Annotated in this window: 15 protein-coding genes; 8 read left to right on the top strand and 7 right to left on the bottom strand. The window is 69.0% G+C overall.

Annotated elements, in window-relative coordinates:
* Window positions 1-6: 6 nt before the first annotated feature.
* The gene (locus tag F6A08_RS02960; protein ID WP_151458567.1) at window positions 7-690 is read right to left on the bottom strand and encodes a FadR/GntR family transcriptional regulator; all 684 of its coding nucleotides are present in this window, start codon (window positions 688-690) and stop codon (window positions 7-9) included.
* Between the two features lie 165 nt (window positions 691-855).
* Here F6A08_RS02960 and F6A08_RS02955 point away from each other — a divergent pair, with 165 nt between their 5' ends.
* The 4 genes from F6A08_RS02955 to F6A08_RS02940 are packed head-to-tail and all read left to right on the top strand — an operon-like array spanning window position 856 to window position 5,331.
* Window positions 856-2,091 carry an aminotransferase class V-fold PLP-dependent enzyme gene (locus F6A08_RS02955; RefSeq protein ID WP_151458566.1) on the top strand — a complete coding sequence of 412 codons (1,236 nt, stop codon included), beginning with the start codon at window positions 856-858 and terminating at the stop codon, window positions 2,089-2,091.
* A 46-nt stretch (window positions 2,092-2,137) separates the two neighbouring features.
* Window positions 2,138-3,448, top strand: a complete 1,311-nt coding sequence (locus F6A08_RS02950) for an ABC transporter substrate-binding protein (RefSeq protein ID WP_151458565.1) — start codon at window positions 2,138-2,140, stop codon at window positions 3,446-3,448.
* A 3-nt stretch (window positions 3,449-3,451) separates the two neighbouring features.
* Window positions 3,452-4,414 (top strand): carbohydrate ABC transporter permease, encoded by a 963-nt coding sequence (locus tag F6A08_RS02945; protein WP_151458564.1) that lies wholly within the window; start codon window positions 3,452-3,454, stop codon window positions 4,412-4,414.
* Window positions 4,411-5,331: a carbohydrate ABC transporter permease gene (locus F6A08_RS02940; RefSeq protein WP_225855712.1), complete on the top strand. Its 921-nt coding sequence runs from the start codon at window positions 4,411-4,413 to the stop codon at window positions 5,329-5,331. Before F6A08_RS02945 ends, F6A08_RS02940 begins: the two co-directional genes overlap by 4 nt.
* Window positions 5,332-5,400: 69 nt before the next feature.
* Here the strand turns inward: F6A08_RS02940 and F6A08_RS02935 are convergent, their stop codons facing one another.
* The 3 genes from F6A08_RS02935 to F6A08_RS02925 all read right to left on the bottom strand — a co-directional run bounded on the left by F6A08_RS02935 (window position 5,401) and on the right by F6A08_RS02925 (window position 8,671).
* Window positions 5,401-6,414: an aldo/keto reductase family protein gene (locus F6A08_RS02935; protein ID WP_151458563.1), complete on the bottom strand. Its 1,014-nt coding sequence runs from the start codon at window positions 6,412-6,414 to the stop codon at window positions 5,401-5,403.
* An 86-nt stretch (window positions 6,415-6,500) separates the two neighbouring features.
* Window positions 6,501-7,985: a DUF4407 domain-containing protein gene (locus F6A08_RS02930; RefSeq protein ID WP_151458562.1), complete on the bottom strand. Its 1,485-nt coding sequence runs from the start codon at window positions 7,983-7,985 to the stop codon at window positions 6,501-6,503.
* Window positions 7,986-8,107: 122 nt separating this feature from the next.
* A complete protein-coding gene (locus tag F6A08_RS02925; protein ID WP_017203384.1) occupies window positions 8,108-8,671 on the bottom strand; it encodes a TetR/AcrR family transcriptional regulator in 564 nt (187 codons plus the stop codon).
* Window positions 8,672-8,736: 65 nt separating this feature from the next.
* On the opposite strand from F6A08_RS02925, the gene F6A08_RS02920 reads away from it, so the two are divergent.
* Entirely contained in the window at window positions 8,737-9,360 is a 624-nt protein-coding gene (locus F6A08_RS02920) for an NAD(P)H-dependent oxidoreductase (RefSeq protein WP_151458561.1), read from the top strand.
* Here the strand turns inward: F6A08_RS02920 and rlmN are convergent.
* The gene (rlmN, locus tag F6A08_RS02915) at window positions 9,309-10,598 is read right to left on the bottom strand and encodes a dual-specificity RNA methyltransferase RlmN (RefSeq protein ID WP_192576670.1); all 1,290 of its coding nucleotides are present in this window, start codon (window positions 10,596-10,598) and stop codon (window positions 9,309-9,311) included. The genes F6A08_RS02920 and rlmN overlap by 52 nt on opposite strands.
* Window positions 10,599-10,722: 124 nt before the next feature.
* On the opposite strand from rlmN, the gene F6A08_RS02910 reads away from it, so the two are divergent.
* The 3 genes from F6A08_RS02910 to F6A08_RS02900 all read left to right on the top strand — a co-directional run bounded on the left by F6A08_RS02910 (window position 10,723) and on the right by F6A08_RS02900 (window position 12,855).
* Window positions 10,723-11,361 carry a bifunctional 4-hydroxy-2-oxoglutarate aldolase/2-dehydro-3-deoxy-phosphogluconate aldolase gene (locus F6A08_RS02910; protein WP_151458560.1) on the top strand — a complete coding sequence of 213 codons (639 nt, stop codon included), beginning with the start codon at window positions 10,723-10,725 and terminating at the stop codon, window positions 11,359-11,361.
* A gap of 160 nt (window positions 11,362-11,521) precedes the next feature.
* On the top strand, window positions 11,522-12,109 hold the full coding sequence (locus F6A08_RS02905; RefSeq protein WP_338100833.1) for an ankyrin repeat domain-containing protein: 588 nt from the start codon (window positions 11,522-11,524) through the stop codon (window positions 12,107-12,109).
* Window positions 12,106-12,855, top strand: coding sequence for a sulfite exporter TauE/SafE family protein (locus tag F6A08_RS02900; protein WP_151458558.1), 750 nt, complete (start codon window positions 12,106-12,108; stop codon window positions 12,853-12,855). Before F6A08_RS02905 ends, F6A08_RS02900 begins: the two co-directional genes overlap by 4 nt.
* Before the next feature lie 116 nt (window positions 12,856-12,971).
* Here the strand turns inward: F6A08_RS02900 and F6A08_RS02895 are convergent, their stop codons facing one another.
* Window positions 12,972-13,802, bottom strand: a complete 831-nt coding sequence (locus F6A08_RS02895) for an SDR family oxidoreductase (protein WP_151458557.1) — start codon at window positions 13,800-13,802, stop codon at window positions 12,972-12,974.
* A gap of 48 nt (window positions 13,803-13,850) precedes the next feature.
* The gene (locus F6A08_RS02890) at window positions 13,851-14,609 is read right to left on the bottom strand and encodes an SDR family NAD(P)-dependent oxidoreductase (protein ID WP_151458556.1); all 759 of its coding nucleotides are present in this window, start codon (window positions 14,607-14,609) and stop codon (window positions 13,851-13,853) included.
* Between the last annotated feature and the right edge of the window lie 145 nt (window positions 14,610-14,754).

Here is a 14,754-nt window from a genome sequence, read left to right as displayed (position 1 = left end):
ATCGCGTCAGTCCTCGAGACCTGAGTACTTCCGCACCCAGTACTCCGTGTACGCGACGTGCGCCGAGGCCGCGGCCGAAGCGGCGACGGGGTCCGCCGCGGCGAGGCCTCGGAGGATCGCACGGTGCCCGGCGTCCGAGTGGATCTTGAGCTCGGCGGCATCCTCCGGGTCGGAGATCCGGTACGCACGGGAGCGGGAGCGCAACACGTCGATCAGGCTCGTCAGAGCCTCGTTGCCCGCCACCTCGGAGATGGCCATGTGGAACTCATGGTCCAGGCGCGACTGCGCCTCGAAATCGGTGGTGCCCTCGATCTCGTCGAGCACCCGGTCGAGCGTCTCGACGGTGCCCTCGTCGATGCGGGCTGCGGCGAGCGCGGCGGCGTGGGGTTCGAGCACCCGCCGGAGCTCGGTCAGCTCCAGCACGCCGGCCATCGGGAGCAGCCCGACCGTGAGCGACAGGCTGCCGATCAGATCGGCGGCCCGCAGTTCGCTCACGTAGCTTCCCGAGCCGTGCCGCGTCTCCAGCACGCCGAGCGCGGCGAGCGTGCGGATGGCTTCGCGCAGCGATCCGCGCGAGACGCCCAGCCGCTCGCACAGCTCCCCTTCGCTGGGCAGGCGATCTCCGGGGCGCAGCGCACCGTCGGCGATCAGGGCCCGCAAGCCGTGCAGCGCCGTGTCGAGTGCGCTCATCGTCATCCTCTCTGACACTCCCCCACCCCTCGTGCAGTCTGTCGGAACCGATCGCCACGGCAAACTCGTATGACGACTATGTTTCATCTTTCCAGATTCGTGGCAAAAACCGGGGGCGTGTGGCAAAGTTGTGCAACAACTCGCCCGACTCATCGATGAGGTCCGATGTCCGCACCGCTGTTCCCCGCACCGCTCACGCTGCACTCCGGCCTGCGAGCGCGCGATGCCTGGCCCCTCGACCCCGACATCATCCACCTCAACCACGGGTCGTTCGGAGCCGTGCCGTCGGTCGTCGTCGCACACCAGGACACGCTGCGACGTCGCGCCGACCTGAGCCCCGTCGAGTGGTTCCCCCGCATCGCCGAGCGCGTGCAGCAAGCCAGGGAGCGCACCGCTCCGTTCGTGGGCGCCCTGGCCGAGGACAGCGTCTTCGTCCCGAACGCATCCGCTGCGGCGACCGTGGTCTACAACGCGCTGCACCTCGACGGCGGCGACGAGATCCTCGTGACGGATCAGGGCTACGGCGCCATCACGATGGGCGCCGAACGCCTCGCGCGCCGCTTCGGCGCAACCGTCCGCACCGTCGCCCTGCCCCTGCTCGCCTCCGACGACGAGGTCGTGCAGCTCTTCGCCGATGCGCTCACGCCGCGCACGCGCCTCATCGTCGTCGACCAGATCACCTCGCCGACGGCGCGACTGCTTCCCACCCGCCGCATCGCCGACCTCGCCTCCGAACACGGCGTGCGCACCCTCGTCGACGGAGCCCACGCCCCCGGCCTCATCCCGGATGCGGCGGCGGTGGCCGGCGGCGACTGGTGGTTCGGCAACCTGCACAAGTGGCCCTGCGCACCGCGCGGCTCCGCCCTCCTCGTGACCACGGCTCCCGACCGGGACGAGCTCTGGCCGCTGATCGACTCGTGGGCCGCGCGGGAGCCGTACCCGGAGCGCTTCGACACCCAGGGCACGATCGACGCCACGACCTACCTGGCCACCCCGACCGCGATCGACTTCATCGAGAGCGAATTCGGCTGGGCGGCCGCGCGCACGGCCATGGCGGAGATCGCGGATGCCGGCGCCGAGCTCATCGCCGAGGCCCTGCGTCCGTACGGCGACGAGGACCCGCTCACCCCGCTCCCCTCGCCCGTGCCGTCGATGCGACTCGTGCGTCTCCCCCTCGGACTCGGCGCGACCCGCGAGGAGGCCGATGCCCTGCGCATGGATCTGCTCGACGAGGTGGGAGTCGAGACCGCGTTCACGAGCTTCCGCGGCGTCGGCTACTTCCGCCTCTCGGCGCACCTCTACACGGAGGCCTCCGACTTCGAGGCATTCGTGGAACGCTGCGTCCCCCAGATCCTGAGCCGCGCCGGCATCCCCCGCGCGGACTCCCTCATCCTTCCCTGACCCCGTCCATCCACCCGATCCACACCCCCAACCCGAGAGGCACATCGTGAAGAACAAGATCTTGACGACAGCGGCGGGAGTCGGCACCGTCGCCGTCCTCGCACTCACCGGCTGCTCCGCAGGCTCCGGTCCCTCCGACGACGGCTCCGTCCAGCTGCAGATGGTCGAGAGCCTGACCAACCCCGCCCGCACCGAGCTGCTGCGCGGGCTCCTCGACGACTTCGAGAAGGCCAACCCGAAGATCACCGTCACCCTCGTCTCCCCGCCCACCGAGCAGGCCGACCAGAAGATCCAGCAGATGCTGCAGTCCGGCAAGGGTGTCGACGTGCTCGAGGTGCGCGACATCACCGTCGGGCCGTTCGCGAACAACGGCTGGCTGTACGACCTCGGCCCCGACCTGAAGAAGTGGGACGGCTGGGACGCGCTGACCGATAACGCGCAGTCCGCCTCGGTCGCGGAGGACGGGAAGAGCTACTTCGTCCCCTACGGCTTCTACGGGCTGTCGTTGTTCTACCGCACCGACCTCGTGAAGGAGGCCGGCTTCGACGGTCCGCCGCACAGCTGGAAGGACCTGCTGGAACAGGCGTCAGCGATCCAGGACCCGTCGAACAACATCTACGGCTATGCGTTCCGCGGCGGTCAGAACGCGAACAGCAACGTCGTCGCGGCGATCGAGGCCTACACGATCGATGGCCTCGACACGGAAGACGCGTTCCTCATGGAGGACGGCTCGACGATCTTCGCCGCTCCCGAAGCCCAGGAGGCCGTCGACGACTACTTCGACCTCTTCAAGGAGGCCTCGCCGCCGTCCGCCGTCTCGTGGGGCTACCCCGAGATGGTCGCCGGTTTCACCAACGGCACCACGGCCTTCCTTCTGCAGGACCCGGAGGTCATCGCGACGGTGCAGGACTCGTCCCTGACGGAGGACCAGTGGGACACCGCCCCGCTGCTCGTCGGGCCGTCCGGCAAGGCCGCACAGCCCCTCGCCGTCGCCGGCTGGGGCGTCGCGGAGAACAGCGAGCACAAGGAGGCAGCGGTCAAGCTCGTCGAGTTCCTGTCGTCGGCCGAGCCCGCCACCGAGTTCGCGCAGGCGAACAGCCTCGTCCCGATCATCGCGGCCGCCGCGGACGACGACTTCTACTCTTCGGGCCCGTGGACCAGCTACGTCACCATGACCGAGGACCCGGAGACCTACGTGAACGTGCGCCAGCCGCGCGGGGTCAGCTGGTGGACCGAGTGGATCCAGAAGTCCGACCAGGACGTGCAGAACGTGCTGCTCGGCAACATGTCCACGAAGGACCTCCTCGCCTCCTGGGATGCGTTCTGGACCGAGAAGTACGCCGCGGAGAAGGGTTGATCCGTGGCCCGCACCATCCGTGAAGGGGGCTCCGTCGGCACCGCGTCTGATCACGCAGTCGGCGGGGCCTCCCCGGCATCGCGTCGTCGCCCCTTCCGGGGTCGCACTGCGCTCACGCTGCTGGCGTTCCTCGCGCCGGCGATCGTCTTCGTCTGCTGGTTCACGTACTGGCCGATGCTGCAGGGCGCCCGCATGGCGTTCCACGACTGGAACCTGTGGGACCTCACGTCGACGCCGTTCGTCGGCTTCGACAACTTCCTCGCCGTCTTCCGGGATCCCGCCTTCCCGACCGTGGCGTGGAACTCCGTGCTCTGGGTGGTCGGCTCGCTCGTGCCGCAGCTCGTGATCGGCTTCCTCATCGCTCTCGCCCTGCGCAAGCGATTCCGCTTCCGCGGGCTCTACCAGGCGCTGGTGTTCTTCCCGTGGGCGGTGTCCGGCTTCCTCATCGGCATGCTGTTCCGCTGGATGTTCAACGCCGAGTTCGGCGTCGTCAACGACCTGCTAATGAAGGCGGGTCTGATCGACGCACCGCTGCCGTGGCTGGCCGACCCGAAGCTCGCGATGTTCGCCGTGATCGTCGCGAACATCTGGTACGGTGTGACCTTCTTCGCGATCATGATCCTCGCGGCTCTCCAGTCGGTGCCGGACGAGATGCTGGAAGCGGCGAGCCTGGACGGCGCCGGCAAGGTGCGGCAGCTGTTCTCGATCATCATCCCGTACATCTCGATGACGCTGCTGCTGACGATCCTGCTGCGCGTGATCTGGATCTTCAACTTCCCCGACATCATCTACGCGATGACGAACGGCGGCCCGGCCAACCAGACCCACATCATCACGACGTGGATGATCAACTACACGCAGCAGGGCAACTACGGCATCGCGAGCGCCATCGGGCTCATCGTCGTGGCCTTCCTCATGGTGTTCTGCGCGTTCTACCTGATGGCGATGCGAAGGGTGCAGCGATGACCATCACCTCATCCGTCCGGACCGGCTCCTCGGTCACGGAGACCCGTCGCATCACGGTGCCCGACCCGAAGTCCGCCCCGCGTCCCAAGCCCCGCGTCACGGTGGGGGGTGTGGTGCGTGTCGTCGGGCTGGGGCTGTGGCTGCTCATCACGCTGTTCCCGCTGTACTGGATCACCCTCACCGCGTTCAAGTCGCCTGGCACGATCAACCGCTTCCCGATCGAGTACTGGCCGAGCGAGCCCTCGCTGGACAACTTCACGAGCCTGTTCGAGAAGAGCTCGTTCGGGACGTTCTTGGCGAATTCGGCCATCGTGGCGGTGTCGGCCGGCGCGGTGGCGACGCTCATCGCGCTGCTCAGCGCCTACGTGCTGGCCCGGTTCGAGTTCCGCGGCAAGGGGGCGGTGCTCATCGCGTTCCTGTTGACGCAGATGATCCCGGCGTTCATCGCCCTGGGACCGCTGTACTCGATGATGACCGACCTCGGCCTGGTCGACACCAAGCCGGGCCTCATCCTCGTCTACATCGCGATCTGCATCCCGTTCTCCACGGTGATGCTGCGGGGCTTCTTCGAGAACGTCCCCGATGCGCTGGAGGAGGCGGCGATGATCGACGGCTGCTCGCGCCTGGGCGCCCTGTTCCGGGTGCTCGTGCCGGTCATGACGCCTGGCATCATCGCGGCGTTCATCTTCAACTTCGTGAACTGTTGGAACGAGCTGTTCCTGTCGGTCGTGCTGATGAACACCGACGCGAACCGCACAGTGCCATCGGCGCTGAACGGCTTCATCTCCACGTTCAACATCGACTGGGGCTCCATGAGCGCCGCGGCCGTGCTGACGATCCTCCCGACGATGGTCATGTTCGCCCTCGCCAGCCGCTGGATCGTCCAGGGCCTCACCGCCGGCGCAGTCAAGGAGTAACCCGGCTCCGGTCGCGAAAAAGCATCCATCTACCGGGTAGATGGATGCTTTTTCGCGACGGGAATCGCGTCAGACGAGCCGGGACTTCGGCGAGACCGAGTAGGTGTGCTCGGCGTCGCGGTTGACCGTGTCGCCGAGAGCCTCGTCGATCGCGGTCATCGTGTCGGCGTCGAGCTTCACGCCGGAGGCCTTGACCGTGTCGGCGAGCTGCTCCGGGCGGGAGGCGCCGACGAGCGCCGCTGCGACGTTCGGGTTCTGCAGCACCCACGCGATCGCGAGCTGCGGCATCGACAGCCCCGCCTGCTCGGCGATCGGCTTGAGGCGCTGCACCGCGGTGAGGATGTCGTCCTTAAGGAAGCTCTTGATGAAGTCGGAGCCGCTGTGCGGGTCGGTCGCCCGCGAGCCCTCCGGCACCGGCTGACCCGGCAGGTACTTGCCGCTGAGCACACCCTGCGCCATCGGCGACCACACGATCTGCGAGATCCCCAGCTCCTCAGACGCCGGGACGACCTTGCCCTCGATGACCCGCCACAGCATGGAGTACTGCGGCTGGTTCGAGATGAGCTGGATGCCGAGCTGCTTCGCCAGCGCGTGCCCTTCACGCAGCTGCTCCGCGGTCCACTCCGAGACGCCGATGTAGAGCGCCTTGCCCTGACGGACGACGTCGGCGAAGGCCTGGAACGTCTCCTCCAGCGGGGTCTCGTAGTCGAAGCGATGCGCCTGGTACAGGTCGACGTAGTCGGTGCCGAGACGCTGCAGCGAGCCGTTGATCGACTCGAAGATGTGCTTGCGGCTCAGGCCGGTGTCGTTCGGACCCTTGGGACCGGTCGGGAAGTACACCTTCGTGAAGATCTCGAGGCTCTCGCGACGCTGACCCTCCAGGGCCTTGCCGAGCACGACCTCGGCCGCCGTGTTCGCGTAGGTGTCCGCGGTGTCGAAGGTGGTGATGCCGGCGTCCAGGGCGGCGTGCACCGTCTTGACCGCGGCGTCGTCCTCGACCTGCGAGGCGTGCGTGACCCAGTTGCCGTACGTGATCTCCGAGACCTTGAGACCACTGTTGCCGAGATAGCGATAGTTGACCATGGATCAACGCTAGTGGCTGCTCCCGACCACGGGGCCGGATGCGTCGTGATGCTCGCAGCCCACCCCGCTCCCGACGACGACCGCGCTCAGGTCGCCGCCGCGGAAGAGGGAGGAGAGGGCGGAGTCGTGACGATGTCGGCGCGGTCGCGGAAGCCCTCGGCCGTCACCCGGTCGAGCGCCACCTGCTTGCGGATCGCGGCGGCCTTCTCGTACAGGCTCGGTTCCCCGTAGCTCGTCAGCACCTTCACCAGCACGGGGAGCAGCTCGATCATGAAGAACAGTGCGGCGATCAGGATGTGCGCCCACAGGATCGTCGGCTCCTTCTCGCTGAGCCGGTTCAATCCGCTGATCTGACTGAGGAGACCGACCGCTCCCGCGTTGCCCTGCGCCACCGCATCGGCCCGGGCGTTGTAGGCGGCGAGGGCCTGGTCGTAGGTGTCGCGTGCGGCGGGAAGCTGCGACTGCGCCTGCTCGCGGTTGGTGGCCTCGGAGGTCGAGGTGTTCTCCTTCGCGGCGGTCCCTGCGGCGGCGAGCTCCTCGTTGGCGGTCCGCAGCTGCGCGGCGAGCGCGTCGTAGGTCTGCTGCGCTTCGGCGAGCTGTGCCTTCGCCGCATCCGAACTCGCGCCCTCGCCGTTGACACCGGTGCAGCCGGGAACGGTGCCGGCGCCCTCTCCGGTCAGCTCGCACTGGTAGAGCACGCGGGCCTGGTCGATGACGCCCTGCTGTGCGGTCATCTTCGCCGTGAGGTCGTCGACCGTTGCCTGGGCGGCGGCCTCGGTCGCCGATGCCGACTCGGTGCCGGCGACGATGCCCGTGGCGGCCTGGTTCTCGAGCTCGGCGACGCGTGCGGTCGCCGCATCCAGCGCGATCTTCTCGGGCCCGTTCTCGAGCGCCTCCTGGTCGGACTGCGACTGCGTGATGTTGGTCGAGGCGACTTCGCGCGCGATGTCGTTGTGGAAGATCTGCAGCACGAGCGGCTCGGCGACGACGAATCCGATGATCGCCGCCATGATGACTCGCGGGATGGCGAGGCCGATGAGCCGCCAGACGTTCTTGGTCGACGTCATGGTCGACGTGAGGAAGCGGTCGAGGTTGAAGATGATGAGCGCCCACACGAGCGCCAGGGGCGCGGCCAGCCAGATCGCGGCCTGCACGCCGGTGGTGAGCGCGAACAGCATGGAGATGGCCGAGACCAGCGCGGTGCCGGCGAGGACGAAGAACATCTGCACGAAGCGGGGCGTCTCGCCGGGTACCCGGTCGAGGATCTCGCCCTCCGCCCCGCCGAGGATGGCGAGGGTGCGGGCGCGCGAGCCGGGGGTGCGCGGCTTCCGGGGCGCCTTGGGCTTCTTCATGCGCGGCTGACGGGGAGGCTTCACCGGCGCGGGCTCTGCCGTGGCGTCGGGGGTCGGCTCAGTCGGCGCGGAGACAGGGACCTCACGGGTGTCATCGGCGCCGGTGGGCTCGAACTCGCGCAGGAAGTCGAGGTCATCGGTCGTGGCGTTCGGGTCGCTCTCGACGATGATCCGACCCTGCGAGTCGAAGCGACCCGGTCGGTGGGCGGAATAGGGCATTCCGACAATCTACGAAACTTCGCCTGTGCATCGCGTGGAAGAGTCCTTTGTTTCCCCCCTCCGGTCGCGATATTCCAGCGATTCGGGGCGGTTTTGGATGGAATATCGCGACGGGAACGGGGTCAGAGCAACCGGTCGAGGGCCGCAGCGTAGGCGGAGAGCGCGTCGTCGAGGGAGAAGTGACCGGCGGCGGCGAGCGTCCCGAGTCCGTGGATCAGGCCCCACAGCGCGACCACATCGGTGGGGCGATCGAGCCCGACCGCGGCGGCCGCGGCGGCGAGGACTGCTTCGAGGCCGTCGATGAGGGGGGCCATGGTGGGTGTCGGAGAACCGGGGATGCATACGGTCGGGTCGTAGACGGCGTCGAACGCGTGCGGGTGCTCCACGGCGAAGCGGATGTACGCCGAGCCGCCGTCCGTGAGAGCGGCTCGGGGGGTCGATGCCGCCTCCGCCGCGGCCCGGACCTGCGTGAGGAGATCCGCCATGCTGCGTTCGGCGATGGCCTTGAGCAGCCCGAGCCGGTCGGAGAAGTGGTGGTACGGGGCGTTGTGGCTGACGTTCGCGGCCCGAGCGACTTCGCGCAGGCTGATCTCCGCCGCGGGCATCCGCTCCAGCAGCTGCATCGCGGCGTCTTCCAGGGCACGGGCCAGGTCGCCGTGGTGGTAGCCGTCCTTCGAACTTGACATGAGCAACATCCTCTCCTATCTTGACAGTGTCCACCGGCTTGACACTGTCCAGATAGGAACCCGACATGACCGCTCTCGTGATCGACGGCCACCCCGACGCTCTCTCCCTCACCGCCGCGGTCGCGCGCCGGTATGCCGACGGTCACGGCGACGCCCGCGTGCTGGCCCTGCGCGAGCTCACGTTCGACCCGAACCTGAGGTTCGGCTACCGGCAGCGCATGACGCTCGAACCCGACCTCGTCGAGGCGAAGCGCGCACTCCAGGAGGCGGACACCATCGTCATCGCGACGCCCCTGTGGTGGGGCTCGGTGCCTGCCCTGCTCAAGGGCTTCTTCGACCGCGCCCTGCTGCCGCAGCAGGAGTACCGATACTCCGACCTCGGCCTCCCGCAGGGACTGCTCCGCGCTCGCCACGGCAGACTGCTCGTGCTGGCGGACACGCCCTGGTACCTCGTGCCGTTCACCGGGCTCCCCGCCCAGACCCACGTCGCCCGCGGCACGATGCGCTTCTGCGGCATCCGCTCGGTGCGCACGCACCGCATGCTCGGGGTCAAGGGCGCCGACGAGGCGACCATCACCCGGTGGCTGGACCGCGCCGAACGCCTCGGCGCCGCGGACGGACGCCGCGACCGCACACCTCAGGCCATCGCGGCGGAGGCGGCCTCGTCCTCGGTCGTGGCGACGAGCTGACCGCACGCCCCGTCGATCTCCTTGCCACGGGTGTCGCGGAGGGTCGTCGGGATGCCGGCGTCGTTGAGCCGGCGCACGAACTCGTTCGTGACATCCTTCTCGGATGCCGTCCAGATCGAGCCGGGTGTCGGGTTCAGCGGGATCGGGTTCACGTGCACCCAGCCGCGTCCGCGCTGGTTGAGCTTGTCCGCCAGCAGGTCGGCACGCCAGGCGTGGTCGTTCATGTCCTTGATCAGCGCGTACTCGATCGACACGCGACGGCCGGTCTTGGCGTAGTAGTCGTACGCGGCGTCGAGGGCCTCATCGACCTTCCACCGCGAGTTCACCGGGATGAGCTCGTCGCGCAGGTGGTCGTCGGGCGCGTGCAGCGAGAGGGCGAACGTGACGGGGATGTTCTCGTCGGCGAGCTTCTTGATCGCCGGCACGAGGCCGACCGTCGAGACCGTGATGCCGCGAGCGCTCATGCCGAGGCCGTCGGGCTGCGGCGCCACCATGATGCGCACGGCGTCCATCACGCGCTTGTAGTTCGCGAGCGGCTCGCCCATCCCCATGAAGACGATGTTCGAGACGCGTTCCATGCTGTGGTCGTCGGACTTCTTGCCGCCGAGCCCGCCCTCGGCGATCAGCCGGTTGGCGCGCACGATCTGCTCGATGATCTCGGCGGTCGACATGTTGCGGGTCAGTCCCGCCTGCCCGGTCGCGCAGAACGGGCAGTTCATGCCGCAGCCGGCCTGGCTCGACACGCACAGCGTGATGCGACCCGGGTAGCGCATGAGCACCGACTCGACCAGGGCGCCATCGTGCAGACGCCACAGGAACTTGATCGTGTCACCGCGGTCGGTCTCGAGGCGCCGTACCTCGGTGAGCAGCGGAGGCAGCATCCCGGCGACGAGCTGCTCCCTGGTGTCGGCCGGGAGGTCGGTCATCTGCTCGGGGTCGGACGTGTAGTGCCGGAAGTAGTGGGTCGCGAGCTGCTTCGCACGGAAGCCGGGCAGCCCGAGCTCCTTCACCTTCTCGGTGCGTTCGGCGGGCGTGAGGTCGGCGAGGTGCACGGGCGGCTTCCCGCGCTTGGGGCTCGCGAACTGCAGCAGCGGGCGCCCTTCGGCATCCTTCTGCTGCGTCCAGCCCTCCGTCGCAGGGCGCACCTGCGGCGTGCGGGTCTGGCGGATCGCCCCCGAGCGGGACGACGCGGGCGCTGTCGCGGGGCGCGTCTCGCGCGTGCGGGGGTTCTCGGTCATCCCTCCAGGGTACCGGGGCTCGGGTGGGAAGGCCCTGGCAGGCGTCGGTAGCCCGATGCCCCTCGGTTGTCGTTACAGGTTGGCGTCCGCGAGAATGAGGGAAGTCCCTCGATCAAGGAGCCCCATGTCCGACCGTCTCGACCGCGCCCGCACCACCGGCATCCTCGCCGTCCTCCGCGCCCCGTCCCCCGAGCTGGCGCTCGAGGCCTCGGAGGCCATCATCCGCGGCGGCGTCACCGGCATCGAGGTGACCTTCTCCACTCCCGACGCGCCGTCGGTGATCCGGGAGCTCATCGCCCGACACGGGGATGCCGCATACATCGGTGCCGGTACCGTGACCACCGCCGCTCAGGCAGAGCTCGCGGCGGATGCCGGAGCGGAGTTCCTCGTCAGCCCCGGCACGCTCCCCCACCTCACCCGCAGCATGCTCGACACGGGCCGTGTGGTGATGACCGGCGCGATGACTCCCACCGAGGTCATGGGCGCCCTCGAACTCGGCGTCGACGTCGTGAAGATCTTCCCCGCCTCGCTCGGTGGACCCTCGTACCTCGGGGCCCTGCGCGGACCGTTCCCCGACGCACCGCTCATGCCCACCGGCGGGGTCAGCCCCGACAACCTCGCCGCCTGGTTCGCCGCGGGCGCGGTCGCGGTCGGCGCGGGCGGAGACCTCGCCAACAGCGCCTCGATCGCGGCGTCCGACTGGGCCGACATCGAGCAGCGCGCCGGACGATTCACCGCCGCGCTCGCTGCTGCCCGCGGCTGACCCCTCTCGATACCGCCGCGTTTGGTATACCGGACGCATGGGTGTGCGACGGATGCTGACCATCGGGAGCGTCCTGATCACGCTGCTGACAGCGACGGGCTGCACAGCGACACCGGATCCGTCAGCGACGGATCCGCACCCGCCGACTCAGGAGGCCACCATGACCGACGCCACTCGCGCTCTGCTCGCCGCGGCTGCGGCCGGAGACGAGACCACCGTCCGCTCGGCGATCGAGACGGGCGCCGACATCGAGGCGCGCGGATCCGGCGGGATGACACCCCTTGTCGCCGCGACCAAGGCGAACCACACGGCCGCGGCGCGGGTGCTCATCGAGGCCGGCGCGGATGTGAACGCCAAGGACGACATGCAGGACTCGGCCTACCTGTACGCCGGAGCCCGCGGGCACGACGAGATCCTGCGGCTGACTCTCGAGCACGGCGCAGACCTCACCAGCACGAACCGCTTCGGCGGGACGGCGCTCATCCCGGCCGCCGAGCGCGGACTGCTGTCGACCATCCGCATCCTCCTCGGCGCCGGCGTGGACCCGAACCACGTCAACAACCTGAACTGGACGGCCCTGCACGAGGCGATCGTGCTCGGCGACGGGTCTGCGACGTACGTCGAAGTCGTGCGCACGTTGCTCGACGGCGGGGCGGATGCGGGGATCCGGGACGGTGACGGCGTGCTGCCGGTCGACCTCGCCGCCGCACGCGGGTACGACGCGATCGTCGCCGAGCTTCGCCGGTGATCGACCTCGACCCCTGGGGATGGGCGGCGCTCGGGGGTGCCGCCCTGACGATCGGGGTGTCGAAGACCGCGCTTCCCGGCGGCAGCATCCTCGCGATCGCGCTGTTCGCCGCGGTGCTGCCCGCTCGCACCTCCACGGCTGCGATGCTGCTGCTGCTCATGGTGGGCGACGTGTTCGCCCTGATCGCCTATCGCCGACACGCGCACTGGCCGACGCTGCTGCGTCTCGCGCCGGCCGTCGTCGCGGGGCTCCTCGTGGGCTTCGCCTTCCTCGCGTTCGCGGGTGACGGGGTGGTCCGCCGTGCGATCGGCGTGATCCTGCTGCTGATGATCGGCGTGACACTATGGCGGCGGCGACGGGCTTCGCGGACGGATGCGGTCGCTCCCGCATCCGGCGGCCTCGTGCTGGCGGGCGCCTATGGAACGCTCGGCGGATTCACGACCATGGTCGCGAACGCCGGCGGCCCGGTGATGTCGATGTACTTCCTGGCCACCCGCACGCCGGTGCAGGTGTTCCTCGGCACGTCGGCGTGGTTCTTCGCGATCATCAACGTGATCAAGGTGCCGTTCCTCGCCGGGATCGGCCTGTTCACGGGGCCGGTGCTGCTGACCGACGCCATCCTCGCCCCGCTCGTGGTGATCGGCGCGCTCGCCGGCCTGCGACTGGCGAGACGGCTGAACCAGCGCGTGTTCGACCGGATCGTGATCGCCCTCACGGTCGCCGGCGCCGTCTACCTCCTGCTCTGACCCCCACCCGTGGGTCGCCCTTCGACAAGCTCAGGGACCCACCCCTCGACAAGCGCAGGGACCCAGTCATGGGTTGCGGAGCTGACCCCGCCTGGGTCGCTGAGCCTGTCGAAGCGTCAGTCGAGGAAGATGTCCGGGAACAGGGCGCTGTCGGGGGTGCCGGGGATGGCCGCGTACCGGGAGAAGTCCGTCACGCCGTCCGCCTCGAGCACGTCCTCGACGATCAGCGTCTGGCCCGTGTAGAACGCCGCGGGCTTGCACAGCACCGCGTAAGCGGCATCCGCGTAGATGTCGGGCGTGCGGCTGGCCGCCATGACCTTGTCGCCGCCGAGGAGGTTCTGCACGGCGGCGGTCGCGATCGTGGTGCGCGGCCACAGCGTGTTGGCGGCGATCCCGTCACGGGCGAACTCCGCTGCGAGGCCGAGGGTCGCCATCGTCATCCCGAACTTCGCGAGGGTGTAGCCGGTGTGCGCACCGAGCCACTTCGGGGTCGGGTTGAGGGGCGGCGAGAGGGACAGGATGTGCGGGTTCTCGGCGTCCTTCAGGATGGGAACGGCCGTCCGCGACAGCATGAAGGTCCCGCGCACGTTGACGTCCTGCATGAGGTCGTACTTCTTGGCGGAGAGGTCGAGCGAGCGCGAGAGATCGATGACGCTGGCGTTGTTGATGACGATGTCGATCCCGCCGAACTCGCCCTGGGTCTTCATGACGGCTTCCGTGATGTCGTCGTCGACGCGGACGTCTCCGACGATCGGCAGGGCCTGACCGCCGGCCGCGCGGATCTGCTCCGCCGCGGTGTGGATCGTGCCCTCGAGCTTCGGGTGTGGGGTGTCTGTCTTCGCGAGCATGGCGATGTTCGCCCCGTCCGCGGCCGCTCGCAGCGCGATGGCGAGTCCGATCCCGCGGCTTCCGCCCGACATCAGGATGGTCTTTCCGGCCAGGGTCATGGGTTCTCCTTCATAGTGCGACGGGAGCAGCTGGGGCGGTGGGTCGGGTTACTTCGGGGCCATGCGGATCGCGCCATCGAGGCGGATGGTCTCGCCGTTGAGGTAGCCGTTCTCGACGATGTGCTCCACGAGGGCGGCGTACTCGTCGGGGCGGCCGAGGCGGGAAGGGAACGGGACCTGCTGACCCAGCGAATCCTGCGCGGCCTGCGGGAGGCCCATCAGCATCGGGGTCTCCATGATCCCGGGGGCGATCGTGCAGACGCGGATGCCGTGGCGGGCGAGCTCGCGCGCCACGGGCAGCGTCATGGCGTGCACTCCGCCCTTGGACGCGGAGTACGCCGGCTGGCCGATCTGGCCGTCGAACGCCGCGACGCTCGCGGTGTTGACGATGACGCCGCGTTCCTCCTCCAGGAGGTCGTTCTTGGCGATCAGGGCCGCCGCCTGCGAGATCACGTTGAACGTGCCGACGAGGTTGATCCGCACGATGCGCTCGAAGTCGGCGAGCACGGCGGGGTTGCCGTCGCGATCGAGCACCTTGGCCGGCGGCGCGATCCCTGCGCAGTTCACGACCACGCGCAGCGGGGCGGCTGCCTGGGCGGCGGCGACCGCGTCGCGCACGTCGTCGGCGCTCGTGACGTCGGCCGCGACGAAGAGTCCGCCCAGCTCGTCGGCGATCTCGGCGCCCTTCGACGACGCCAGATCGATGATGGTCACGTGCGCACCTGCGGCGCTGAGCCGCCGGGCGGTGGCGAGTCCGAGGCCCGAGGCGCCTCCTGTGATGAGTGCACCCTGTCCGCTGATCTGCATCTGATGTTCTCCTTCGAACGTCGTCGTGCGACATGCCGTGATGGAACGCAGTATCAGACTACGTGGTTCCTGGTTTCAACACGACCCCGCGCCCGGCCCGAGGTCGGTCGCGCTCCGCGTGTCGGCCGAGCGCCGGCAGCAGCAT

Source organism: Microbacterium algeriense, assembly GCF_008868005.1.
GTDB classification, from domain to species: domain Bacteria; phylum Actinomycetota; class Actinomycetes; order Actinomycetales; family Microbacteriaceae; genus Microbacterium; species Microbacterium algeriense.
Note: the sequence above shows the minus strand (reverse complement) of the source record. Positions and strands in the feature narration are given on the sequence as shown.

Coding starts and splice junctions, on each gene's coding strand:
- F6A08_RS02960 (WP_151458567.1), bottom strand. CDS start 690: ATGAGCGCACTCGACACGGCGCTGCACGGCTTGCGGGCCCTGATCGCC.
- F6A08_RS02955 (WP_151458566.1), top strand. CDS start 856: ATGTCCGCACCGCTGTTCCCCGCACCGCTCACGCTGCACTCCGGCCTG.
- F6A08_RS02940 (WP_225855712.1), top strand. CDS start 4,411: ATGACCATCACCTCATCCGTCCGGACCGGCTCCTCGGTCACGGAGACC.
- F6A08_RS02935 (WP_151458563.1), bottom strand. CDS start 6,414: ATGGTCAACTATCGCTATCTCGGCAACAGTGGTCTCAAGGTCTCGGAG.
- F6A08_RS02930 (WP_151458562.1), bottom strand. CDS start 7,985: ATGCCCTATTCCGCCCACCGACCGGGTCGCTTCGACTCGCAGGGTCGG.
- F6A08_RS02925 (WP_017203384.1), bottom strand. CDS start 8,671: ATGTCAAGTTCGAAGGACGGCTACCACCACGGCGACCTGGCCCGTGCC.
- F6A08_RS02920 (WP_151458561.1), top strand. CDS start 8,737: ATGACCGCTCTCGTGATCGACGGCCACCCCGACGCTCTCTCCCTCACC.
- rlmN (WP_192576670.1), bottom strand. CDS start 10,598: ATGACCGAGAACCCCCGCACGCGCGAGACGCGCCCCGCGACAGCGCCC.
- F6A08_RS02910 (WP_151458560.1), top strand. CDS start 10,723: ATGTCCGACCGTCTCGACCGCGCCCGCACCACCGGCATCCTCGCCGTC.
- F6A08_RS02905 (WP_338100833.1), top strand. CDS start 11,522: ATGACCGACGCCACTCGCGCTCTGCTCGCCGCGGCTGCGGCCGGAGAC.
- F6A08_RS02895 (WP_151458557.1), bottom strand. CDS start 13,802: ATGACCCTGGCCGGAAAGACCATCCTGATGTCGGGCGGAAGCCGCGGG.
- F6A08_RS02890 (WP_151458556.1), bottom strand. CDS start 14,609: ATGCAGATCAGCGGACAGGGTGCACTCATCACAGGAGGCGCCTCGGGC.